Origin of the sequence: Schlesneria sp. (genome assembly GCF_036405755.1) — a bacterium.
GTDB lineage: Bacteria > Planctomycetota > Planctomycetia > Planctomycetales > Planctomycetaceae > Schlesneria > Schlesneria sphaerica.
Genome location: NZ_DASWWZ010000141.1, coordinates 1 through 25,807 on the forward strand (window position 1 = coordinate 1; position 25,807 = coordinate 25,807).

15 protein-coding genes are annotated in these 25,807 nt (G+C 56.3%); 6 read left to right on the plus strand and 9 right to left on the minus strand.

All coding sequences use genetic code 11. The features are described 5' to 3' along the window. Positions 1-19 precede the first annotated feature (19 nt). The 4 genes from VGE80_RS04810 (at position 20) to VGE80_RS04825 (ending at position 3,724) form a co-directional block, all read left to right on the plus strand. Positions 20-2,248, plus strand: coding sequence for a nitric-oxide reductase large subunit (locus VGE80_RS04810; RefSeq protein WP_440591877.1), 2,229 nt, complete (start codon positions 20-22; stop codon positions 2,246-2,248). Next, entirely contained in the window at positions 2,245-2,439 is a 195-nt protein-coding gene (locus VGE80_RS04815) for a DUF542 domain-containing protein (RefSeq protein WP_440591866.1), read from the plus strand. The genes VGE80_RS04810 and VGE80_RS04815 overlap by 4 nt, the downstream gene beginning before the upstream one ends. A gap of 32 nt (positions 2,440-2,471) precedes the next feature. Further along, entirely contained in the window at positions 2,472-2,804 is a 333-nt protein-coding gene (locus tag VGE80_RS04820; RefSeq protein ID WP_440591867.1) for a cupin domain-containing protein, read from the plus strand. A 206-nt stretch (positions 2,805-3,010) separates the two neighbouring features. Continuing rightward, entirely contained in the window at positions 3,011-3,724 is a 714-nt protein-coding gene (locus tag VGE80_RS04825) for an MOSC domain-containing protein (protein WP_440591868.1), read from the plus strand. A 36-nt stretch (positions 3,725-3,760) separates the two neighbouring features. Here VGE80_RS04825 and VGE80_RS04830 read toward each other — a convergent pair whose 3' ends face one another. The 6 genes from VGE80_RS04830 to VGE80_RS04855 form a co-directional block, all read right to left on the minus strand. Next, positions 3,761-4,108 (minus strand): DUF488 domain-containing protein, encoded by a 348-nt coding sequence (locus VGE80_RS04830; protein WP_440591878.1) that lies wholly within the window; start codon positions 4,106-4,108, stop codon positions 3,761-3,763. Between the two features lie 169 nt (positions 4,109-4,277). Then, on the minus strand, positions 4,278-5,504 hold the full coding sequence (locus tag VGE80_RS04835; RefSeq protein WP_397570317.1) for a zinc-dependent alcohol dehydrogenase: 1,227 nt from the start codon (positions 5,502-5,504) through the stop codon (positions 4,278-4,280). Between the two features lie 708 nt (positions 5,505-6,212). Beyond that, entirely contained in the window at positions 6,213-7,538 is a 1,326-nt protein-coding gene (locus VGE80_RS04840; RefSeq protein ID WP_440591869.1) for a Gfo/Idh/MocA family protein, read from the minus strand. Between the two features lie 216 nt (positions 7,539-7,754). Further along, the gene (locus VGE80_RS04845; protein ID WP_440591870.1) at positions 7,755-8,906 is read right to left on the minus strand and encodes an acetyl-CoA C-acyltransferase; all 1,152 of its coding nucleotides are present in this window, start codon (positions 8,904-8,906) and stop codon (positions 7,755-7,757) included. A gap of 62 nt (positions 8,907-8,968) precedes the next feature. Beyond that, positions 8,969-9,409, minus strand: a complete 441-nt coding sequence (locus tag VGE80_RS04850; protein WP_440591871.1) for a hypothetical protein — start codon at positions 9,407-9,409, stop codon at positions 8,969-8,971. A 10-nt stretch (positions 9,410-9,419) separates the two neighbouring features. Then, the gene (locus VGE80_RS04855; RefSeq protein WP_440591872.1) at positions 9,420-12,650 is read right to left on the minus strand and encodes a DUF1553 domain-containing protein; all 3,231 of its coding nucleotides are present in this window, start codon (positions 12,648-12,650) and stop codon (positions 9,420-9,422) included. 345 nt (positions 12,651-12,995) lie between these two features. Between VGE80_RS04855 and VGE80_RS04860 the strand changes: the two genes are divergently transcribed. After that, a complete protein-coding gene (locus VGE80_RS04860) occupies positions 12,996-19,139 on the plus strand; it encodes an alpha-2-macroglobulin family protein (protein ID WP_440591873.1) in 6,144 nt (2,047 codons plus the stop codon). A 766-nt stretch (positions 19,140-19,905) separates the two neighbouring features. After that, on the plus strand, positions 19,906-21,090 hold the full coding sequence (locus VGE80_RS04865; protein WP_440591874.1) for a pyridoxal-phosphate-dependent aminotransferase family protein: 1,185 nt from the start codon (positions 19,906-19,908) through the stop codon (positions 21,088-21,090). Positions 21,091-21,224: 134 nt separating this feature from the next. Here the strand turns inward: VGE80_RS04865 and dapF are convergent, their stop codons facing one another. The 3 genes from dapF to VGE80_RS04880 all read right to left on the minus strand — a co-directional run bounded on the left by dapF (position 21,225) and on the right by VGE80_RS04880 (position 24,658). Beyond that, positions 21,225-22,070, minus strand: a complete 846-nt coding sequence (dapF, locus tag VGE80_RS04870) for a diaminopimelate epimerase (protein ID WP_440591875.1) — start codon at positions 22,068-22,070, stop codon at positions 21,225-21,227. Positions 22,071-22,185: 115 nt separating this feature from the next. Then, positions 22,186-23,787 carry an amidophosphoribosyltransferase gene (locus VGE80_RS04875; protein WP_440591876.1) on the minus strand — a complete coding sequence of 534 codons (1,602 nt, stop codon included), beginning with the start codon at positions 23,785-23,787 and terminating at the stop codon, positions 22,186-22,188. Positions 23,788-24,169: 382 nt separating this feature from the next. After that, positions 24,170-24,658, minus strand: coding sequence for a GNAT family N-acetyltransferase (locus VGE80_RS04880; RefSeq protein ID WP_373651711.1), 489 nt, complete (start codon positions 24,656-24,658; stop codon positions 24,170-24,172). Positions 24,659-25,807 lie beyond the last annotated feature (1,149 nt).

Here is a 25,807-nt window from a genome sequence, read left to right on the forward strand (position 1 = left end):
ACTCCAGCAGGGGCTTTTCATGAAGCGATTATGGACCGCCTTTATTCTTGTCATGGTTCTCTCCTTTCTCGTGCTCGGCTGGATCGGGACTCGCATTTACCAGGAGATGCCCCCGATTCCGTCCAAAGTCACCACGACAGAGGGCCGGCTGCTCATCGACGAAGGGGAAATTCAGGCGGGGCAGGGTGTCTGGCAGTCACTGGGCGGGATGGAAGTCGGTTCGGTCTGGGGGCACGGAAGTTATGTGGCACCCGACTGGACTGCGGACTGGCTCCATCGCGAGGCCGTATTCATTCTTGACCACTGGGCCACTGCGGACTTTGGAGCCCTGTTTGCCGACCTCGACAGTGAAAAACAGGCTCAACTTCAAGGACGGCTCGCGAAGATCATTCGGACGAACACCTACGATCCGTCGACCCAGACCATCCTCATTGATCCTGTTCGAGCGGAGGCGTTTGAATCGAATCTTGCGCATTACTCGGACGTGTTCATCAATGGTCGAGCCGACTACGCCATCCCCGCGGGAGCGGTGAGCAGCCCGGATCGCCTGCGGAAACTCGCGGCATTCTTCTTCTGGACATCGTGGGGAGCCAGTACGAATCGTCCGGATCAGGACGTGACGTTCACAAACAACTGGCCCTATGAACCACTGGTCGGCAATCGTCCAACCGGCGATACGGTTGTCTGGACTGGCGTGAGCATCATCATGCTGCTGGCGGGGATTTCGGCCATGGTCTGGTGGCACGCGGCCAAAAAGCACGAAGAGGAAGTGACGCCATTGCCTGAAGCGGACCCCCTCGGTCAATGGGTCGCCACCCCCTCACAGCAGGCGACGATCAAGTACTTCTGGGTCGTCTCGGCTCTGATTCTCGTGCAGATGCTGCTGGGGGTTGTCACGGCCCACTATGGGGTGGAGGGGGATGGTTTCTACGGGATTCCCCTGTCGGAGTGGCTGCCGTATAGCGTGACTCGAACGTGGCATATTCAGATGGGCTTATTCTGGATTGCCACAGCCTGGCTGGCGGCGGGATTGTTCATCGGACCTCTGGTCAGCGAACACGAACCACCGGGACAGCGATTGGGCGTGAACATTCTGTTCGCAGCGCTATTGCTGGTCGTGGTGGGGTCGCTGACGGGTGAACTACTGAGCGTTCACAATAAACTCTCGGACACCGTGTCGTTCTACTTTGGTCACCAGGGATATGAGTACGTCGATCTGGGGCGCGTCTGGCAAATCGCACTATTCGCAGGTCTGCTGCTGTGGCTGGTCCTGATGATTCGAGTGCTGCTTCCGGCGTTGCGGCGAACAGGCGAGCAGAAACAACTGGTAACGTTGCTGGCGGTGGCCAGCGGCGCGATCGCCTTATTTTACGGCGCGGGGCTCACCTGGGGTCAGCATTCGCACCTGTCGATGGTCGAGTACTGGCGGTGGTGGGTTGTGCACCTCTGGGTGGAAGGTTTTTTTGAGGTCTTTGCCACGACCGTGATCGCCTTTTTCTTTATGCGTCTCGGCCTGGTTCGACCCGGCATCGCTGCTGCCTCAGCCTTATTGTCGGCAACGATTTTTCTTTCGGGGGGCATTATCGGAACTTGTCACCATCTGTACTTTTCTGGAACCCCAACGGTGGCGCTCGCCTGGGGATCCGTGTTTAGTGCCCTGGAGGTCGTACCGCTCACACTGCTGGGGTTTGATGCAATGGAAGACCTGCGTCGGTCACGGCTGACGAAATGGGTAGGACAGTACAAATGGCCGATCTACTTCTTCGTGGCGGTTGCCTTCTGGAACATGATCGGTGCAGGCTTGTTTGGATTCATGATCAACCCGCCGATTGCCCTTTATTATATGCAGGGGCTGAATACCACGCCGCTGCATGGACATGCCGCTCTGTTCGGTGTCTATGGGATGCTTGGGATCGGACTGATGCTGGTCTGTCTTCGAGCGTTGATTCCGGGGCGCGAATGGAATGACGGGTGGCTTCGCTTCTCTTTCTGGTCGCTCAACGTTGGGCTCGCAGCGATGTGTCTGCTGAGTCTGTTGCCCGTGGGGCTGATGCAGACCTGGGCCTCTGTCGAACACGGGTACTGGTATTCACGTAGCGCCGAATTCATGCAAACTGAACTCATGCAGTGGCTTCGCTGGCTGCGTGTTCCCGGTGATACGGTCTTTTTCCTCGGCGCCCTGGCTCTTGTCTGGTTCGTCGCAGGATTGAAGACAGGCCATTCATTCCGGAAGGCGGAAACTCCATGACATCCTGTGATCTCGATACTTCCGTGCCAGACTGGATTATTGAGCATCCCGAAACACTGACTGTGTTTCAGAAACTGGGCATTGATTCTTCCTGCGGCGGAAAGTCGCTCAGATACGCGTGTCAACAGGAAGGGCTCGATGCCTCAGTCATCCTGGCAAAGCTGCATCAATGTCTGAGCAGCGATCAATGAGCCCGATGCAGTTGCTTCGAATAAGGAGATCGATGATGGCGATACCTCATGCACAACCGGGCGAAGTCATTAACGTACAGCCTCTCGGGAAGGAACTTGCGACTTCTCAGACGCGTACGTTGTTCAAGTCAGACAACATTGAGATCATTCGTCTTGTGATGGCCGCAGGTAAGGTGCTGACCGAGCACAAGGCTCCGCGAGACATCACCGTACAGTGTCTTGAAGGAGTGATCGCCTTCACCGCAATGGGAAAAGTTCAGCAGCTCTCCGCGGGACAGATGCTTCTTGTCGCCGCAGGAGAACCCCATTCCGTGGAGTGTCTTGAACCCGCGTCGTTTCTGTTGACACTCTATGGTCCCAAGTGAAGGAGTCGACCGATTGAGGTTCTCTCTGCTCCCGAAGCTGAGTTTTACTTCGTTGGAAGAGTGTACATCTCGATAGGATCGGACCGGAGGCACCACCTTCCACTCCTCGGGTTCACCGACCTTGATACACTATGGTGCAGGGTCGCTCGTGGTGACACGGGTACTGTGTGACAAATGCCGTCCAAGCGTGTTCAGGGACTTAGGGCATGACAAATCCCGTGCTGCAATCGATCCAGGTCGGGTTACCTCGGAAAATGGGGCTGGAGGGTGCCACTGATCCCATGGACCGACCGTGGACAAGCGGATTTCAAAAGTCCCCGGTTCCCGGTCCAGTTCAAGTTGGCAGCACGAACTTGGAGGGAGACGGGCAGGCGGATCTCGAGCACCACGGGGGACCCGACAAGGCTGTTCTGGCCTATTCCGCAGATCACTATGCGCAATGGCGGCAGGTCCTCCAAAAGCCGGATCTTCCCTTCGGCGCATTCGGAGAAAATTTCACGATCGCGGGATTGAATGAGACAACCGTTAGTGTGGGAGACATCTGGCAACTGGGTGACGTTCGACTTCAGGTTTCTCAACCTCGGCAGCCCTGTTGGAAACTGGCCCGACGCTGGCGGATCAAGACACTGGCGCTGCAGGTTCAGGAATCGGGGCGTACCGGCTGGTACTTTCGAGTCTTGAGGGAAGGGATGATTACCCCTGGATTGGGATTTCATCTCCAGGACCGGCCGTATCCTGACTGGACGATCGAACGGTCCAACCGAATCATGCACTTTGAAATAGATGATCTGCGAGCAGCGGCTGAGCTTGCCGCGCTGGGTCCGCTGGCGGCAAGCTGGAAATCCACGCTGATCAAGCGAGTCGAGAAAAACGCGAATCCGGATCCCAGCAAACGCTTGATCGGTCCGAACGGCCTTTGATGGCCGTTGCGCAACGGTCCATGTCGCGTCAGGTGACTATCGGTGTTTCTCGAGGAAGTCTCTCAACGCGATCGCGCTGTTGTGCTCCTGGTCATGAGACGAATACACCAGGGTGACCGGACCCTCCGCAGACTTCGCTCGCAGGGTCTCCAGCGGCGCCTGGTTGTGTCTCAGTTCCGCCCAGTAGCGTTGACGGAATTCGTCCCACTTCGCCGGGTCGTGCCCAAACCATTTGCGAAGTTCCGTGGTGGGAGCAATTTCCTTGAGCCACAGATCGATTGCCCCCTTCTCCTTGCTCACCCCTCTCGGCCAAAGTCGCTCAACGAGAATGCGGGTTCCGTCCTGACTGGATCGTTCGTCGTAGACACGTTTGAGAAAGATCATCGCTCGCATCACGGTTATCAGTACAGTGCGGGGCACTTTCTCGGTTCCTGCTGCAGGAAAAAAGAGATACCGAGAAAGTACTTCCCCCGCAGTGCTGAGTCTATGCGAGACTGCAGTAGTCCCCCACGGGGCAGAATACGGAATTCGAGCCGTTCTGCCCACCGCTTCGCTAAGCGGTGACAGGGAGGCTCAGTTCGACTTTGATCCAGCCCGCGTTACGCTTGTCAAATTCCTTGTAGGCTTGCAGGACGTTGGTCAGCGGTTCATGTCGTGCGGGAAGGACGGTAAGTGGATCGAGTCGTTGAGAGCTGACCATTTCGACAAGTTTCGGCAGGTACTTACGGTGAGGACAGTTTCCCATCTGGATCGTGATGTTTTTGTTCATCGCAATACCGATGTTGAAGAACTGCGCTGTCTGAGGGTAGACCCCGACGATGGAGAGGGTTCCAGCCTTGGCGATCGATTTCACGGCCCAGTCCAGTACCTGGGACGGGGCATTACCGGGGATCCAGTTGTCGCCGTCTGGCCTCTGGCGCGGAGCGACTTCAGCGACTTGCTCCCGATGTCGGGTTCGTTCCGAGGAAGGGAGCCACGAGGCGATCAGTCCTTCTTCCGGAGCGACGGCATCGACGCCGACCGCGTCAATCACTCGCAGTGCTCCAATGCCGTTTGTTTGCGAGAGAATCGAATTGACGGGATCGGCCTCATTAAAATTGATGGGGATCGCACCGAGTTTTTCGGCCGCTGCAAGTCGGTCGGGCAGAGAATCGATCGCGAAGATCTTACCGGCCCGCATGAGTTTTGCGCTGGCAATGCTGAAGAGGCCCACCGGGCCGCACCCATAGACGGCAACACTGTCCCCCGGTTTGATCTCGGCGATGTCCGCAGCAAAGTAGCCTGTCGGAAAGATGTCCGAGATCAGGATCGCCTGATCGTCACTGACATTCTCCGGCAGTTTCACCAGTCCCGCGTCCGCAAGCGGCACGCGCGCGAACTCGGCCTGCAGTCCATCGAAGGGGCCGGTGGTGGCGGGGCCACCGAAAAAGGCCGTTCCCGCCTGCTTTCCATGCGGATTCGCATTATCGCATTGAGAATGATACCCCGTCTCACAGTATGAGCAGTGTCCACAGGCAATCGTGGATGGGATGACGACACGGTCGCCGACCTGCATGTCGACCACGTCGCTGCCGACTTCTTCGATGATGCCAACCCCTTCGTGGCCCAGGATCGTGCCTGGTACCATGCCCGGCATTGTTCCACGGATCATGTGCAGGTCAGTGCCGCAGATGGCGCTCGCGACAAGTCTGACAATGACGTCCGTTGGTTCTTTGATTTTGGGTTCGCCGACGGTTTCAAGGCGAACGTCTCCCACACCGTGAAATACTACAGCCTGCATTTTAAGAGATCTCCTGAGGAAAACTGAGGAAACGAGGTGCCGCACGCACGGATCAGCGCGTGTGACGACGATGGATCATGCGGCTCCGAAGTTCATCTATGGTCGCGGAAACGCAGAGGCGGACTTTGGTTGGGACAGCTCTGCAATGCTGCAGATGGCGCCTGCTGCTGCAGGGGAATGTCGGTGACTTATTCACCGGAGCCAAAACATGCCAATATGGTTGTTGTTCATTCAATTCGACTGAGCGGTTACCAACCTGAGATCAACTTTGATCAGCTCATTCACACAATTGACCCGCAGACGACTCAGGCGAAACGGCGCCTGAACCCTGTCTGGAAGATCGCATTACCCGATTCACTATCGCAGACGTTCCGCCCGAGCCCTACGCCGTAGACGCCACGGCAGGACTTGCGACGAATCCCTTGTCCATGTCACTCACCAGTATCAGAAGGCTTGTTTTCAGGTGACGATCATGAGTCACGCTTCTGGTACTGGTAACGGAACTACTCTCGCAGCACACGTGCGGTGAGGGTGCAACTGCTGCGCCGCCGAGGGGAGAGCGCCTGCGAGAGATCACTCCGAAATCCTCGAGTGATGGACGTGCGGAACCGGGGAGACCGCGCAGAGGATCGGAACCTCCTGGCCCGGCGAGCTGATTCTGGAACTCTGACATTCGGGTTGATCACCGTCCGTCGCTGTTCATCACTTTCAAAGCGACGCCGCGGGCTTCGCCCAATGTTCGCGATATTCCCGTGACAAGAGCTGTGAGGCTTCCGCATCGTCTCGAATCGTCTCGGTGGCGGGGTCGAAGTTCAGAACGCGGCCCGTGCGTGTGGCAATGTTGGCCAGGTGGCACAGCGATGTGGACAGGTGATTGATCTCGATATCGGCGTTCGGGCGTTTCCCGGTGCGGATGCAATCGAGGAAGTTCTGATGGTGTGCGGCGAGATCCGGGCCCGCGCCGGATGACTCTTCAATGAGCTTGTTCTTCGGACCCGTCAGCCGGAACCTGCCGGACTTGCCCATGATCATCATGCCGGATGTTCCGAAGAATGCATTTCCATTTTCGAATCCCTCCTGCACGTAAGGGGACCAGATTCGCTGTTCGTAGACTAGCTGTTGGGGTCTGCCCGATCGCGATGCCCCGGGATACTCGAATGCGACGTACTGGGTATCTGCATGCTGCTGGTCGTCATCGAAGAAGCATTTTCCCCCCAGAGCGGCGATGCGACTCGGATGAGTCGTGACGCCGAGGCCCCACCGGGCAATATCGATGTCATGGACTCCGTCATTTCCAATATCTCCGCAGCCAAAGTCGTACCACCAGCGCCAGATACCAGGCAGGAAGTTGGATTGGTATGGGCGTTCGGTGACCGGCCCCAGCCAGAGATCGTAGTCCAGATTCCTGGGTGGTTGTGAAGGCGTTTGTCGTCCAATGCTGCCTCGAAGCTGGCTGTTCCACGCCTTGGCGACGAGAATTTCTCCAATGATTCCGGAATTCATTTTTTCGAGTGCGGCGGCAATAAAGGGGGTGCTGCGGCTCTGCGTGCCGACCTGCATCACCACATTGTTCTTTCGGGCCGCCTCGATCATCAGCCTCCCCTCACGCAGATTGTGTGAGCAGGGCTTCTCAACGTACACATGCTTTCCTGCATTCGCGGCGAGAATTGCTGCTGGCGCGTGCCAATGGTCCGGAGTGGCAATCCACACCGCTTTGATGGCACGATCATCGAGAACTCGTCGCATGTCAGAGACAACCTGAGGGGCATGCCCGGTCTTCTGCATAATCGTCTCTGCCGCTTTAGCAGCACGGTCTGAGTCGACGTCGCAGACATAGGCGAGTCGAACGGACGAATTCCCGACCAGTTGGTTGACGTGCGCCATCCCCATTCCGCCGGGCCCGATGATCGCAACAGGCATGGGCTCTTCTTGACGATCTGATGAGTCCGCAGCAACTCCTGCTGCGGCATAGAGCGACGCGGCAGCGACCGACCCGACTGATTGACCCAGAAAATCGCGTCGTGATTTGGTCATAAGCTCACCCTTGTCAGAGCACCCGGAACGGATAAGAGGTCACTGATGAAGAATGCTACCGAATTCGTGTCCAATCTGTAATGACACCGGGGATGGCGGATTGACAATCTCGGCAATGTAAAAGGACCACGGCGTGCGAACAAAAACAAAACCGGAGGGACCAATTCGATTCCTCCGGCCTCGTTCAAAATCATGCGGTTCGCTCAGGCTCGTGAATTACGGCGACTCGAACGCAGCGGCGATTCCCATTCCGCCGCCGACGCACAAGCTGGCAAGTCCCGATTTCGTGTGACCCGCTGCGATCTGTTGAGCAAGGTGGACCGCGAGCCGTGCACCGGAGGCACCGATCGGGTGGCCGACTGCAATCGCTCCGCCAAAGGAGTTGACCTTCTCAAGATCGACCTTCAGTTCGCGCTGGCAGGCGAGTGCCTGAGCAGCAAAGGCTTCGTTGATTTCGATGCGAGCGAAACGATCAACGGTCCAGTCATGCCGCGAGCAGAGCTTTCTGATCGCGTGGACCGGCCCCAGCCCCATCCGCACCGGGTCACAACCCTGCACCGCACCGCCAGAGAGTCGTGCCAGAATGGGCCAATTGTGCTTTCGGGCGAACTCGCCATTGGCGACGACAAGCATGGCGGCGCCGTCGTTGATCCCGGAAGCATTCCCTGCAGTGATTGTCCCGGACGGATTGAATGCCGGTTTCAGACTTGCCAGTTTGTCGAGCACCGTGTCCGCACGCGGGTGTTCGTCTTGCGTTACCTTACCGACGGGAATCACTTCGTCAGCAAAGGCATTCGCGGCGGCTGCGGCGGCATATTGCTTCTGGCTGCGTAGCGCGAACGCATCCTGATCACCTCGTGTGATCTGATAATCCTGAGCAAGTAACTCGACGGAGACACCCATGTGCTTGTGGTCAAAGCTGTCGACCAGTCCATCCTGCAGCAATGAGTCGACGAGAGTTCCGTCGCCCATCTTGTAGCCTTTCCTTGCCTTTGGCAGCAGGTAGGGGGCGTTCGACATGGATTCCGTCCCGCCACACAGAACAGCATGACTGTCGCCCGCGCGAATTGCCTGGGCGGCCAGCAGGACAGCCTGCAGACCCGAGGCACACATCATATTGACCGTGTAAGCAGGAACTTCCAGCGGCAAACCGAGTTTCACGCCGACCTGACGCGCCAGGTTCATGCCGAGTCCCGCAGCGAGGACATTCCCGACAATGACCTGATCAATCAGTTGACGATTGATATTCTGAAGGGCGGCCTCGCTCGCCGCGCAGGCCAGATCAACCGCAGACATATCCGCCAGCCCCCCAAGAAAGCGTCCGATGGGAGTTCGTTTTCCGGCAACAATGACAACTTCTGTAACCACGTGAATTCCTCTTGATGATTCTGTGCGACGGGTTTGCTGTCCGGCGTCGTCGCGGGTGCTGCTTAATTTCTCTGAAGATCGTCCCAGCGGATTTCCAACGCGACGACCCCGAACAATCCCCCGGGCAGTCCTGGGGATTGGCCGGGATCAAAATCAATCTCGACTTCCAGCGTATTGAACGAGTTCATGTTTGACGTGAGCTCGACTTCGATCGACCCTCCCTGAGCGTCCAATTCGCCGAGCTGACGTTGATTCAGGCGGATTCTTGTCTCTCCTCGAATGCCTGAAAACGCGAGGAAGATACGCTCATGCGGCTCAAGATTGGAGGGCCGGTGGAATTTTCTCTGGAATCGAGCTGTTCCGCCCTGGTCGCCGAAAAGCTCTCGCCACTCTTTCGGCATCGTGTGCGTCTCTGGCTTTTGTTCGGCGTCCGAGCGGAGTGCATTGACCTGCGGAGGGAAAACTTCCCAAGGTCCTTTCAATTGAATTCGATGTGCAGGCATTCAAGTCCATTCAGCGTTTGGTGACGCATTCGTCAAAGTTCAGAAGGGTTTCCACGACGACAGCCAATGCAGCAACCTCCGTGGGATCGAGGTGTTCGTTTCGCGGTGTTTCGCCCACGCTGAGAAATTCTCGTGCGGTTTCCGGCGCGGAGGCGAAGTACCCCTGCTGATCCCGATAGAGACGGGTCAGAATCTGCAGCTCATCGGGTGACGGCTGGCGCGAGAGAACCTGGCGGAACGCTTTCAGCAGTCGCGACTCAACGCTGTCGGACTCGTCGCGAGTCAATTTCTCTGCAAGTACGCGAGCGGCTTCCACGAACTGCGGATCGTTGAGCAATACTAAAGCCTGTAGCGGCGTGGCGGTTCGTTCGCGCCTCGCCGTACAGACTTCACGTCCCGTGGCATCGAACGCCAGCATGTTGGGGGGTGGGGAGGTCCGTCGCCAGAATGTGTACAAGCTGCGGCGGTAGAGTCCCGGGCCGTGCGACTGAACATAGTGTTTGCCCGTGCCCGCTTCTTCCCACAAACCGGCTGGCTGGTAAGGCATGACGCTGGGGCCCCCGATCTCGGTCACCAGCAGTCCACTGACAGCCAATGCGTTGTCACGCAATTGCTCGGCCGAAAGTCGATACCGGGGGCCGCGGGCGAGGAGTTTGTTGTCAGGATCGTCGATGAGCAGTTTCGGATCGCCCGGCTGAGAGGACTGCCGATACGTGGCGGAGAGCACAACCTGTTTGCAGAATCGCTTCACATTCCATCCATGCTCGACAAAGTCGCGGGCCAGCCAGTCGAGCAGTTCGGGGTGCGAGGGGGACTGTCCCTGGCCACCGAAGTCCTCGACGGTCACCGTCAGTCCCCGTCCAAAAAAGAGACTCCACAAGCGATTGACCGCGACGCGACTCGTCAACGGATGCTGCGGATTGGTCATCCATCTTGCCAGTCCAAGTCGATTGCGAGGGGCCTCTTCGGGGAAGGGCAGAATGCTCGATGGAACGTTGGCCGTGACCACGTCGCCCGGTGCGTCGTAGGCACCTCGTTTGAGGATGCGCGTCTCTCGTGGCTGTGGCAGTTCGACCATGGCCATGATCTGGATCACGTTCGAGGCCAGTTCGTTCTCTTCGCTGCGAAGCCGATTCAACTCACTTAGGGCTTGCCTGTAGGGTTCATCGAACCGCAGCAGATAGTGCTCAAACCGGGCCTCTTCGGCCAGCCTTGACGTTTCGGGAAGGGGAGCTGGGCCCGGCGGTGTGACCTGCCGGTTGAGACCCAGAACTTCCAGTGGAGACAGTTCCTGATCAAACACGAAAAGTTCGTCGATCGCGCCGCCCCGGAAACCGACATCACGCATCCGGGCTCCTAAAGAGAGTTCGATGGGTTGAGCGGCGTGATCGCCCCATTCCTTCCGATACCGGATGTCGCGCGTCAATTTGTCTCGGACAATGCTCACATGAGCGGGCTGGCCGTTGAGGTAGAGGTGGACACCTTCAGCGTGACTGCTGCCGTCGTACGTCACGGCGATATGGGTCCATTCGCCCGCTCGAACCGCCTCTTCAGACTCAACCTGGATGGCGTTTCCGGGCCAGAAATGGATCAGCGAGAACTGCAGTTTTTCGTTGTCAAGTACCAGGGAGTACCCACGAAATGCAGCATCTTCTGCCGCCATGCACTGGTGGAGCAGAATAACTCGTGGCTTCAGCTCCGCTGGCTTGATCCAGACTGAAATGCTGAATGGGGACGTTCGACAATATTCTCCGGAACCGGTTCCGGGAAACGCGTCGTCACCTCCAAACTTGATTGCTTGACCGGAAACCCCCTCAACCAGTGTGTTGTCGCCGTTCGGCGTCACGCTGTCGAAGGAGAGATGCAACTTCGGGACAGGCCCCGTCTGTCGCTGCGGCTCGTTGGGGTTCGCCGATTGCGGTGATGCGTCAGTGGATTGACCGACGAACTTTGTGAGCGTGGTTACGTCGGTCGTCGTGAGTTTTGAGAGGGGATGATCTGCGAACCGTTTGCTCGCTTCAGTGCGGATCTGTTTGAGTCCTTCTTCCCGTTGTCGGATTTTTTCCTTCAGTGCGATGTGCCTGGACTTTTGATCCTCGTTGTAGAGCGGAATCGTGGGGGTGGGAGCCGTTTCGGTGAAATGCGAATACAGTCCGTGTTCGTCGATATTGGCGAAGAATGCGGCCAGACTGTAAAAATCGGCTTGAGAAATCGGGTCGTACTTGTGATCGTGGCAGCGGGCACATTCAAAGGTCAGGCCCAGAAATGCAGTTCCATTGGTCACGACGCGATCGGCGATGTAGGACTGACGGAACTCTTCTTCAACGCTCCCCCCTTCATTCGTCTGACGATGCAAACGATTGAACGCTGTCGCCAGCCGCTGGTCGGGAGTGGCATCGGGAAGCAGGTCCCCCGCAGTTTGCCATGTGATGAATTGATCGTAGGGCAGATTGTCATTGAACGCGCGAATCACCCAGTCGCGCCAGGGCCATAAGTGAGTGTCGCGGTCGCTCTGGTATCCGAATGTGTCTGCATAACGTGCGACGTCCAGCCATTCGTTCGCCATACGCTCACCGAATTGCAGCGATTCCAGCAATCGATCGACGACCTGCTCATACGCATTCGGAGAAGAATCGGCGAGAAACCGATCGAGTTCAGCGGGTGAAGGGGGCAGACCGGTTAGATCAAAGCTGACGCGACGGAGCCACGTTTCGCGAGTCGCCTCGCTGGCGGGGTTAATTCCCTCTTTCCTCAGTCGATCCAGTACGAATGCGTCGATCGGAGACTTAACCCATTCCGAGTTCTCCGCGATGGGAGGGATCGAGACCTGTTCGGGAAGGGGAATGAAGGACCAGTGTGGCTGATACACCGCCCCTTCTTCGACCCATCGCCGGAGCAGATTCTTCTCGTCCAGAGTGAGTGGTTTGTTGAATTTAGGCGGTGGCATGATCGTGTCGTCGTCATGCGAGAAGATTCGTTCCACCAGGGGACTCTGATCGGGTTCTCCGGGCACTATTGCGCCGGCGGCCATGGCTGCGTCTCGCTGGTCCAGTCGCAGATCGGCTTTTCTGGCCAGTCTGTCCAGTCCATGACAGGCGAAGCAGCGGTCAGAGAGTATGGGACGAATGTCCCGATTAAAGTTGATCTCATCACTTGCGGTACAGAACGAGCCATTCAACAGCGCCAGGGACAACATCGCGATGATCTGGTGACGCTGATTCAATGCAGATTCGAGCTTCATTTTGGATCCGCTTGAGATTTCGGGAACAAAACCAAAGTATCTCGCATCCAAGTCACTTTCGCCAGCAATTCAAGCGATGTCCGCAGCCCTTACAAAGTCAAAAACAATTTACGATGGGAGTGCAAACGTTCTTCGCAGAGCCTTTGAGGTCCCTAATTCCAGCGAAATTCACCCCGTAACCGTTCGCAAGCGGCCATGGAAGCTGCGGTCACAGGTGCGATCAATCACAGTCCCAGTGCTGCCGGGAGAATTCGGCATCTGTGACATCTGGAAGACAGTCAAGTATACTGGCGCCTCGGGTCGGGAGGACCTGCTTTCCCCATCTCTCAAGGAATGGTTCCTATCATGTCAAAGTTGACGTTCCTGCTCAGTGCGCTCTCTTTCTGCGTTGTCTCATGGTCGGCGCTGGCCGAGGAAGCGGGGGATCCTGTGAATCGAGGTGCGGTACGGAAAGAGTTTGAGGCGGGCAACTTCAAAACAGCCTATGAAGGTGCCCGCAAGTTGTTGCTCGATGAGAAGTCGGACGCCGCAAAGGTTGGCGGGGACCTGGCCATCGCGGTGCAGTCTCTTCAGAACCTGGGACGGACGAATGAAGTCGACGAACTGATTGAGGCCGCCGTCAAGACGCACGCCTCCAATTGGCGGTTTCTGGCAGATGCGGGTCGACAGTACGGCGATGTCCTCGTTCACGACGGTTTCCTGATCGCCGGCAAGTTCGAGCGGGGATCCCACCGTGGCGGTGGTCAATACGTGACGGCGGCCAATCGTGACCGAGTTCGGGCTCTTCAGCTTTTCCAGCAGGCCCTGCCATTGGCGCTCAAAGATCCCGACCATAAGGAGGTGGGAAGGCTCTTCATCGACTTTGCTCAGCAGATCAACCGCGTCGCACCATGGAAGTTGCAGACGCTTACCGAACTTGCGGTATTGCCCGACTATGAAGAACAAAGTCCGATGCGCTGGCGAGGGAGGGGGCCATGGGATGAGAGTTCCAAAGGTGCCCCGGTTGATGCAGAAGGTCATCCCGTTCTCCATCAGCTTCCCGCGTCATGGGAGGCTGCAACGACCGACGGAGAACGCTGGCGCTGGGCGCTGATGCAGGCAGTCGAATTTGATAAGACGCTGCAAAACCAAGTCGACTTTTCCTTCGCTCAGTTTCTGCATCAACATTTCGGCGTCCAGACAATCGCCTGGTTGCAGCGGGGTTCGGGACGAAGTGACGACGTGGATGAAAGCGGTCCCTTCGCAGTACAGTCACTCAGCGACGACGAGACAATTGCGAAGCTGGCGACGGGCGTGAAACGCTTCAAGCTGCCCGATGAATTCAACCCCATCAAGCTCTTTCAAACGATTGCGAATCGCGAGCAGAAAGACAGCTACTCGCCTGCTGCGGCCGATCAATTGGCACAGATTTACGAAGATCGTCGACAGTACAAGAAAGCGGCTGCCTCCTGGACGTCGGCGATTCAGAAATTCGGTGCGCAAGAACATCGTCAGCCCCGACTGGATCAGATCGTGAAGAACTGGGGGCGGTTCGAGAATCTGACGGTGGCACCTGCCGGGCGCGGAGCCGTAGTCGATTTCCGTTTCCGCAACGCCAGCGAGGTCTCATTTGAAGCTCGTGTCGTGAAGATTGATAAGCTGCTCGAAGACGTGAAGCGCTACCTGAAATCGTCTCCCGCTCAGCTCGACTGGAGTAAATTCAATATCCAGGATCTTGGCTATCGCCTAGTGACTGAGAACCAGACAGAGTACCTGGGCGAATCCGTTGCCACCTGGAAGCTGGATCTGAAGCCAAAGCCGGATCACTTCGATGATGTTGTTACAGTGACGACCCCGCTCCAGAAGGCGGGAGCCTATCTTCTGACGGGACGTCTGAAGGACGGCAATGTCAGCCATGTCATCGTCTGGCTTGCGGACACGGTACTCGTGCGAAAGCCGCTCGATGGAAAGTCGATGCATTTCGTCGCCGATGCCGTAACAGGCCAGCCGATTGCAAATGCCAATGTCGAGTTTTTCGGGTGGAAGCAGACCCCGGTCGACAAGAACCAGTCACGCTGGAAGTTGACCACAACGAATTTCTCTGAGTTTACGGACGGTAACGGACTGATCTCGCTCCCCTCGAAGCGAATGCCGAACGATCACCAATGGATGATCGTTGCCAGGACGAAAGAAGGGCGACTGGCTTACACCGGCTTCACGCACTCATGGTGGGGACAGAAGCATGATGAGGAGTACAACGCGAAACGCGTATACGCCATCACGGATCGGCCGGTCTACCGCCCGGAACAGACAGTGAAATTCAAGTTCTGGATTCAGACAAGCAAATATGATGTGGCTGACAAGGCAGAGTTCGCCAATCGTGAGTTCAAGGTCCTGATCAGTAATCCTCAAGGAGAAGGAGTCTTTCAGAAAGTCTTCACGACGGATCATTACGGCGGGCTCGAAGGGGAATTCCCGCTGCCGAAAGGTGCGATGCTGGGAACGTATCAGCTTGTTGTTCAGAACGAATTCAACCAGGGAGGTTCGTTCCGGGTCGAAGAATACAAGAAGCCAGAGTACGAAGTCAAAATTGATGCGCCGACGGAACCCATCGCACTTGGCGAAAAAATCACGGCGACAATCAAGGCAAAGTACTTCTTCGGTGCTCCGGTCACCAAGGCGAAAGTGAAATATAAGGTTCAACGATCTGCGCATGACAGCCATTGGTATCCCATCGCCAACTGGGACTGGCTCTATGGACGTGGATACTGGTGGTTCGCGTCGGACTACACCTGGTATCCGGGCTGGAATCGCTGGGGCTGCGTTCGACCCAAAGGATGGTGGATCGGTCACAACCCAGCTCCGCCCGAACTGATCACAGAACAAGAAGTGGAGATCGGCGAGGACGGAGAGGTCCGTGTCGAGATCGACACTTTGGCCGCGAAAGAAATTCACGGCGACGAAGATCACTCCTACACCATCACGGCAGAAGTGGTGGATGAGTCACGTCGGACGATCGTCGGGACCGGAAATGTTCTCGTCGCCCGTCAGCCGTTCAAAGTCTTCACCTGGGTCGACCGAGGTCACTACCGTGTTGGTGATGACATCCACGCTTCGTTTCAGGCCCACACGCTTGATAATAAACCCGTCAAAGGGACAGGAGAGCTGACGCTCTTTCGAATTTCTTATGACGCGGATCAAAAGCCGGTCGAAACAGCGGTACAAAGCTGGAAACTGGATACGAACGAACAAGGGCATGCCCAGCAACAGATCGCGGCAAGTAAAGCGGGACAATACCGTCTGTCGTACAAGCTGACCGATTCGAAACAGCATTCGATCGAGGGAGGATATGTTTTCGTGGTACGAGGCGACGGCTTCGACGGACGAGAGTTCCGCTTCAACGATCTGGAACTGATCACGGACAAGCAGGAATACGCACCAGGTGACACTGTCAATTTGATGGTCACGACGAACAATCCAGATGGTTGCATCGTGTTGTTCATCCGCCCTTCGAATGGAGTCTACCTTCCACCGAAGGTGATTCGCCTGAAAGGCAAGACGACAGTCGAAGAAGTCGCGGTGATTCAAAAGGACATGCCGAACTTCTTTCTGGAAGCGTTTACGGTCTCGAACGGCAAGTACCATCAGGAGACTCGCGAGGTCGTTGTTCCCCCGGAAAAGCGGATCATCAACGTCGAGGTGCAGCCATCCGCCACGGAGTACCAGCCGGGTGCTGATGCACGGGTGCACGTGAAACTGACCGACCCGACCGGCGAACCGTTCGTGGGATCCACTGTGCTCACCGTTTATGACAAGACCGTCGAATACATTTCAGGTGGAAGCAACGTACCTGAGATCAAAGAGTTCTTCTGGAAGTGGCGTCGTAACCATTTCCCGCAGGGCGACAACACCCTGGATCGCTCGTTCAGCAATCTGATCAAGACTGGCGATATTCCGATGAATGACCTCGGAGTCTTTGGCGGCCTCGACGCAGGAATATCGGGCGATCGCATCGTCTTCCTTTCAGCGGGCAGAGGGCGTGCAGCAGGCGGTCAGAAAATGATGGCAGCACCTGCCGGGGCCATGATGCGGGGAGCGATGCCCATGCCTGCCGCCATGGAGGCGGACTTCGCGTCAACAGGGTCCGTAGAGACGCCGGACGGAGCTGTTGAAGGTGCGATGCAGACTCCCACAATCCGTTCGAATTTCGCCGACACGGCGTTCTGGACGGGTTCGCTGACGACCGATCAGTCAGGTATGGCGGAAGTCAGCTTCAAGATGCCCGAAAGCCTGACCGGCTGGAAGGTGAAGACCTGGGCGATGGGACTGGGCACGAAGGTCGGACAAAGTGAAGTCGAAGTTACGACCAGAAAGAATCTGCTGGTCCGCCTGCAAGCGCCACGATTCTTCGTCGATAAGGACGAGGTCGTCATCAGTGCAAACGTTCATAGCTATCTGAAGTCTGCGAAGTCGGTGGAAGTCACGTTGGCCGTCGACGGCAAGCTTCTTTCGCTGATCGAATCGAATGAACCAAACGGCGGAGAAAATCGCACATGGCCATTGAAGCAGACGATCTCGCTCGAACCGGGAGGCGAGCAACGCGTCAACTGGCGCGTGAAAGTCGCGTCCGAAGGGGTGACTGAAATCACCGTCAGTGCTTTGACAGACGAAGAGTCTGACGCGATGAAGCTATCATTCCCGGTCTATATTCATGGCATGTTGAAGACCGAGTCGTTCAGTGGAGCAATTCGCCCGACGGATTCTGCGGGGCAGGTGACGTTCGTCGTTCCCGAAGCGAGGCGGCAAAATGAATCCAGGTTAGAGGCACGGTTCTCACCGACTCTGGCAGGAGCGATGGTCGACGCACTTCCTTACCTCGTCGAGTACCCCTACGGATGTACGGAGCAAACGTTAAATCGTTTCCTGCCGACGGTGATCACGCAACGACTGTTGCTGAAGATGCAACTGAATCTCAAGGACATTCAAGCCAAGCGGACCAATCTGAACGCTCAGGAAATTGGCGATGATGTCGAACGGGCAAAGGGCTGGAAACGCTTCGATCGAAACCCTGTCTTCGACGAAGAAGAGGTTCGATCGATGGTCAAGGAGGGACTCGAGCGACTGACATCGATGCAGGTGTCGGACGGTGGTTGGGGATGGTTCAGCGGCTACGGAGAGCGCTCATGGCCTCACACGACCGCCGTTGTGGTGCACGGTCTGCAGGTCGCAAAGGCAAATGATGTCGCGATTGTCCCCGGCGTGCTGGAGCGGGGAATCGAATGGCTGACTCGCTACCAGACTGAGCAGGTCGAGAAACTCAAGAACTGGGGCAAGAAGGATGTTCCGCAAAAGCAGCATGCCGACGCTCTTGATGCGTTCATCTACATGCTGCTGCTGGAAGCGGATATTTCCAATAGTGCGATGGATGAGTTTCTGTTCAGAGATCGAGTTCAACTGCCGGTCTACGCGAAGGCACTCTACGGTTTGGCCCTGCATCGACAGCAGCAGGCAGACAAGCTGAAAGTGGTGCTCGAAAACATTGAGCAGTTCGTCGTCGAGGATGAGGAAAACCAGACCGCCTATCTGAAGCTGCCGCACGAAGGGTGGTGGTACTGGTACGGAAACGACATTGAAGCGAATGCGTACTATCTGAAGTTGCTGTCGAAGACCAATCCGAACGACCGGCGTGCTTCGCGACTGGTGAAATACCTGCTCAACAACCGGAAGCACGCGACGTACTGGAACAGTACTCGCGACACGGCCTTGTGTATTGAAGCCCTGGCCGAGTATCAGCAGGCCAGCGGAGAAGACAAGCCGAACCTCACTGTCGAAGTCTGGCTTGATGGTCAGAAGCAGAAGGAGGTCAAAATCGATGCCTCAAACCTCTTCACATTCGATAACAAGTTCGTGCTCGAGGGAGACGCTGTGACGACCGGAAAGCACACACTCGAACTCAAGAAGCAGGGAACCGGCCCACTTTACTACAACGTCTATCAGACCAATTTCACTCTGGAAGATTTCATCTCTCGAGCCGGTTTGGAAGTCAAAGTGGATCGCAAGTTCTATAAGCTGACTCGGGTCGAAAAGAAGGTCGACCAGCAGGGAGCCCGAGGCCAGGCCGTCAAGCAGCAGGTTGAAAAGTTCGAACGAACAGAACTTCCAAGTCTGAGTGAGTTGAAGAGCGGTGATCTGGTCGAAGTGGAACTCGAAATCGAAAGCAAGAATGACTACGAGTATCTCCTGTTCGAGGACTTGAAAGCGGCCGCGTTCGAACCCGTCGAAGTTCGAAGTGGCTACAACGGGAATCCGATGGGGGCCTTTGTTGAGTTCCGGGATGAGCGAGTCACGTTCTTCGTCCGACAGCTGATGCGAGGAAAGCATTCGCTCAGCTACCGATTGCGGGCCGAAACTCCCGGTCAGTTCAGCGCTCTTCCTGCAAAAGCAAGTGCCATGTATGCGCCCGAGCTGAAAGGGAACAGTGACGAGATGAAGGTGAAGATCATCGACTGATCAGTCCCAAACCGGTTGACAGAAACGACCCCATTCGACTTCATTCACTGCGGCATTGCTTTTCTGGCGATCCGCGGTGAACGCCGAACTGGGGTCGGTCTGTTTTCTGATTCGGAATCGCGCGGGAAAAAGAGCGAATCAAAGGAAGATTCTGGTGCTGAGACCACTCAGCGGCGCCCGGATCTGCGGCATCGAGTCCTGCCGCAACATTATCGCACCGGGGGGGAGCTCGAATACCGCCGACTGAGGCGCCGAAGGATTCAGTGGCAGAATGGTGTTGGTGCCCAATTTTTCAAGACCTGGTTATAATGCCGACGAAGTTCAGCCGATCTTTCAATTGCGGAACGGATGCGTCAATTGAGAGCCGCAGTGAGTCCTTCGTTTCATGAGGAACTGGTCGCTTACGCGAAAGCAACACGGATCACCTGCAGAACATTGTTCGAACTTAAAACCGAGTAAGCTGACGGGGAAAAAGACGACGAGTTGGACAAATCGAGAGAGTGGCCTTGCTCGTGCCGCCGTCGAGTTGCATCTTCGGCTCACTCTGAGGAGACGGGCATGAGATGGGCAGGCAGCACTGCTTGAGCCTTCCAGTCACTTCAGCGAAATTTTTGTCAGTTGAATCGCGTTCGAATCTTCATCACTGTTACGGCCGTATTTCATTTGAAAAGGTGCGACGCTCGCCCATCCTGGCTGTCTCCGTCGCTGGCATTGACTGGTTCCCCGCAATCTAACCTCCATCCTCTTTAGAGAGTCACCGAAAACGATGTCTACCGGCATTCCTGCTCCCGTCGCTCCCCCCCGTCGAATTCTCATGGGCCCTGGTCCGAGCGATATTCACCCTCGCGTGCTGCTGGCGATGGCCGCTCAAACGGTGGGCCACCTCGATCCGTACTTCCTCCGGATCATGGATGAAACCCAGGGGATGCTCCGACAGGTTTTCCGCACGCAGAACAAATTGACGCTTGCTGTCAGCGGAACTGGCAGTGCCGGGATGGAGACTGTCGTTGCCAACCTGATTGAACCGGGCGACAAGATGATCGTCTGCGTGAATGGTGTGTTCGGTGGTCGAATGGCCGACGTGGCAGCCCGGTGTGGTGCTGTCGTCATTCAGCTTGACCGCCCTTTTGGAGAAATTTTCACGACGGAAGAGATTGAGAAGGCGGTCAAGGAACACCGTCCTAAAGTTGTGGGAATCGTCAACGCAGAAACGTCGACCGGTGCCTCTCAACCCGTCGAAGACATTGCGCGCGTTTGTCACGAAAACGGAGCCCTGATTGCGGTCGACTGCGTAACCTCACTGGGCGGTCAGCCCGTTGAAGTGGATGCCTGGCAGCTGGACGCCGTCTACAGCGGTACGCAGAAATGTCTCAGTTGCCCGCCGGGTCTGGCACCCGTCACATTCAGTGATCGTGCCGTCGCCGCCATCGACGCGCGCAAGACGAAAGTCCAGAGCTGGTATCTGGACATGCAGATGGTGAAGGATTACTGGGGAAGTAATCGTGCCTACCATCACACGGCGCCGATCAACATGAACTATGGCTTGCACGAAGCGCTGCGAATCGTTCTTGAGGAAGGCTTGGAAGCTCGATTCGCGCGACATACGCGGAACCATCTCGCGCTAAAGGCAGGCATCAATGCCATGGGGCTTGAGTATGCGGTGAAGGAGGGTCAGCAGTTGCCCATGTTGAACGCTGTTCGAATTCCAGCAGGGGCTGATGACGCTGCGGTACGAAAACAACTCCTCAACGAATTCGGCATCGAAATCGGGGGCGGACTCGGACCGATGAAGGGAAAAACCTGGCGCATCGGGTTGATGGGTTCAGGTTCCAGCGCAGCAAACGTCCTTGTTTTCCTTGCGGCACTGGAAAAGTGTTTGCTGGATCAGGGATTGAAAACACCGCCTGGAGCGGGTGTCGCTGCCGCCAACGCCGCATTCCGTCAGTCGTGATCAGCAGGACGACGAACTTTAGAAATGGAAATGGGCACGTCCCGGACGTGCCCATTTTTAATGCCTGACAGTCGTTAGGGCCATCGCAAGGCTCCCACGAGCGCGTGTTCCCATCGTTTCAAATCAGAGGGACTTTACGCGCGATGTGGTTTCCATTCGCCGCTGAAGACTTCTGTTGCCGGGCCCGTCATAAAGACATCACCGTTTGCGGACCATTCCAGCTTGAGATCTCCACCGCGAAGATGCGCCGTAACCGACCGTTCTGTTCGACCGGTCAGTGCGCCGGCGACCGCTGCCGCGCAGGCACCGGTCCCGCACGCCATCGTCTCGCCACTGCCCCGTTCCCAGACTCGCATGTTGAATTCCGTGGGAGAAATCACCTGAATGAACTCGGCATTCACCCGGCGAGGAAAGGCGGGATGCCGTTCGATCATCGGCCCGATGCGCAGAACCCAGTCGTCATTCAGTTCATCGACAAACGTAACGCAGTGGGGGTTGCCCATCGACACGCAGGTGACAGAGATGATCTTTCCACCGACGTCGAGATCGACATTCTTCGGTGGGTCACCCGGCAGTAGCGTCGGGATGCGGTCTGATTCGAGAATGGGGGCACCCATATTGACTCGAACCTGTTCGACGAGCCCATTCGATCCCGGCGTGAGCTGCATCGTCAAAACGCCTCGCAGCGTTTCGATGTTCAGTTCAGGCTTCTTCGAGATCCCTCGATCGTAAACAAACTTGGCAACGCACCGAATGGCGTTCCCGCACATCTCAGATTCGCTGCCATCTGCATTGAACATTCTCATGCGGGCGTCAGCGACTTCGGATGGGCAGATCAGGACGATTCCGTCACCGCCGATTCCCGTATGTCGATCACTTACCGCAACCGCTGTTGAGACGATATCTTCCGGGATGGGCTCCTGAAAACAATCTACATAAATGTAGTCGTTTCCTGCCCCATGCATCTTTGTAAATCGCATACAGTCTTTCTGGTCGGAAATCGACAGCTGGCTTTCATTCAATCTCGTGGGACGAACAGAGCCTGATCCGTCAGTCTGGCGAAAACGAGTGCGAGTGACCGGTGGCCCGATCAGATCATTTCACTGTCGCGACGAGTGGCGTGTCAAAGACCCGCGTGCCGGAACACCCTTTACCGCAGTTGGTACTGATATCTTCTTCGTACAGTTTTCTACCCGCTTCGGTGGGGTATCGGCCGTCCACGCACGCCTGACAGAGCGACGAAACGGGCAATTCGATACTGCGGGCGATGGCACCACGCGACAGATATCGCAGGCTGTCTGCACCAATGGCATTCGCCATTTCCTGCTCGATCTCGGGGGTCAAGTCTTCGCCGGGCTCCAGGAACCTGGGGGCAAAAAGCTGTCCGGTCGTCGACATGTCGATGCCGTAAAAGCAGGGAGCGACGATCGGGGGGCAAGCGACACGAACGTGCACTTCTTTAGCGTGACCACGTTCCCGCAACTGCGAGATCAGAACTTTCATGGTGGTCGACCGGACGATTGTGTCTTCCACGAGCAAGATCCGCTTCCCCGCAAGGACTTCCGGCAGCGGGGTATATTTCATCCGGGCTTTGTCTTCGCGGTTGGTTCCTTCGATGAAGGTTCTTCCCATGTAACGATTTCGGATCAGGCCTTCGAGGCACGGGACACGAAGCGTGTATGCCATGCTGTCGGCGGCAGCCTTCGCGGTATCCGGGACCGGGACGACGATGGTATCGCCATCATCCAGAGGACATACCGGATTGTTCCGCTCTTGTCTGGCGAGTTCTTCCCCCAGTTGCTTTCGAGTCAGATACACGCTGCGGTCGTCGAGAGTACTGGCGACATTCGCGAAGTAAATCCATTCGAAAAAGCAGTGTGCCCGGCTGGGACTGGCAACGAACTGTTTGACTTCCAGCTTGCCATTCTGACTCAGTACGGCATGCCCGGGCGGGACATTCCGAATCGATTCCTGTTTGAAACCAAGATTGGCCAGGGCCACACTTTCACTTGCACATGCGAACAGTGAACCCTCGACGGCATAGCACAACGGTCGGATGCCAAGTGGATCACGGGCGGCGAACATTTCGCCCAGAGCATTCATGAATACGACGTTCCATGCTCCGTCAAGTCGCTCGCTGAGGTGTGAAAGGACTTCCAGCAGCGTCGGCTGACGGTCACCCGACAGCAGCTGGGAAATAATGTGCATCAGGACTTCGGTATCGGTGTCACGAGCGAGATGGAAGTTCGGCTGAGAGAGGATTTCTTCCTTCAGTTCCTTGTAGTTCGCCAGTTGACCGTTGAAGCCAAATGCGAACCATTTGTGCTTTTCGATGTGATGGCGCTCAAAGGGCTGTGCGTTGCCGCGATCGTCCCCGCCACATGTGGCATATCGCACATGTCCAATGGCGGCCAGTCCCTCGTACTGATCCATCAGCTTCGTGGCTTCGTTCTGCTGGTTCAGATTGAAGACCTCTGTGACCGTTCCCACGTCCTTGTAGGTGTCGAGCAACCTGGCGTGCCCGGGGCGGTAAACAGTCATTCCCGCAGCGAGTTGTCCGCGGTTTTGAATCTCCAGCAGCAGCCGTGGCATATGCCGTGACACTTGGTTGGGATCTTTTTTCGGAGCCAGTCGACTGGTCTCTCCCGGCAGATGGTAGATCGCGGCAATACCACACTCGTGATAGAGGTCGGCCACAGCGTTTCCTTGGAGAAGGGATTCTTGTCACGTGACTCAGGTTCCGGCAATTATTCTACACCCGAACCCAAGTCTCGCCTTGAATCTTTTGACAGCATCGCGTTTGACAATATCAAAGGAATCAATCATTTGACTCATTCCCAATGGCGTTTATCGGGAACGTACGAAAGCATCATTTAACAAAACGATGGGGATACAATCCCTGTGCCAGAATCCTCAGGTGCATGATTTTCACAGATAATACTCCGTACCGAGTCGCACTCCAACCATCGGACGAAGAACTTCTCGGGATCGAGACAATCATTTCGGGTTGACGCAACTCCGCTCGGCTTTACCTGCCGAAACTCGCAGAGAGAGCGTTGTTTGCAGCCACTCATCAATATCATCCGTTCCGTTCGAAAAAACGCTCCAGCACCACATAGCCAGCGTGCGTCAGTCCAAGAGTCGCGTAGACGTTCAGTGCCGCTGCGTTGTGCTCTTCTGCGTAAAGCCGAAGTCCAATGACCCCCGGAGTCTGTCGTGCAAGTTCCTCCAGATACTGGAAAAGACGTCGAAAAACGCCGCGCCTCCGAAACTCCGGCAGCACATAGACGCTTTGCAGCCACCAGATCTCACCGTTCCTCCAGTCACTCCACTCCCGCGTGTGCATCAACTGTCCGATGATTTCACCCCCGATCTGGGCGACAAAATAGCGCCCATGCTGGGGGTTTTCGAGCAGAGTTCGTACCCCCCTTGTGATCTGGTCGTGTGACAGCGACTTGTTTTCGGTTTCGTGAGCGAGCCGCTTATTGAATTCCGAGATGACGTCGCAGTCCTCGGCGACAGCGACGCGAATACGGATGTGAACCTGATCGCCCAAATTCTCTTCCATCCTGATATTCCGTGCATTGGGGTGACGAAAATTGAACAATTCGCTTCGAGTTTTCGATTGAGTGTTTCGCGAACTCGTGATGGTGTTTCTTCCGGCCTGAATCTCTTCCCGCTGGCAAGAGGATTTAGGAGGTTGAGGGCGTTGCAGCAAGTCCTCTGATTGAGGGTTTATCTCCGTCGACATCCAGAACGTGGTGGGATCGACTCGCGCTGGCAGATTGCCCAGTTTCGTGGGAGTGCGTTCCCACGGTAGAGAGGGGGGAGTTGCGGAGCAGACACCACGACCTCGTTCCTGTCAGAAAACCCGATTGGATACTCTGGGATCGACACTGCCCTGTCTTGTGCGGAGGCATTGATTGAACGACCAACGCCCTCCAGAGGCCATTCTCCGTCGAATAGCAATGGCCGGCCGTTGTGCGGCAATATGCCGTTACTCTGCAGCGTGCTGGAGGAGCTGGGAATGAGTCACGGGTGGAAACCTCGCAGCGCGCAGGTCGGTAGCTGAAATTACGGGACTCGCCGGAATGCCAACCGGTTTCCCCAATTGATCCCCCGCAGGAAACCACCGGCGAACGGGGGCCGCTCGCCCTGGCCATTGCGGCCGATTTGAGACGTGCCTGACTGCGAACTCCGTCACCGCCACGATCGAGGGAATTACGAAGTACGACGTATTCTGACACTTGAAGTGTAAGTGCGCTTGAGGTGGCCTGACCTCGCGGCATGGAAGTCGATTCCACAAGCGATGCAGGCAGACTCCGCTCTGAATCGAAGGTGGTAGAGGTACGGCCGGTCCGCTCTGTAGGTACGTTTGTGAGGGAGATGAGCTCAGGAATTTTGCTGACTGGGCCCCCGGACTCCTGCACAAATGTAAAGCATATATTTGAAGAGGATGACGCTTGCCAGCCGTGATGGACGAGTCCGGATTTGTTTGAGATTTAAGGAAAACGTAATCAGACGATATTTAAACTTTCGTAAGATGATGGGTATAGTAGATGCCACTGGCATTCGCCCCCTTCTTAATCTGATCTTTCTGTCATCTGATCTGTCTGCCGATATTCAGTTCTGATTCATGCTTTGACTCGCGAGGTAGGCGCCCTATGCCGACCGCGAGTGTTCTATCGATTCCTGAACAGGAGCATTGTTGAATGTC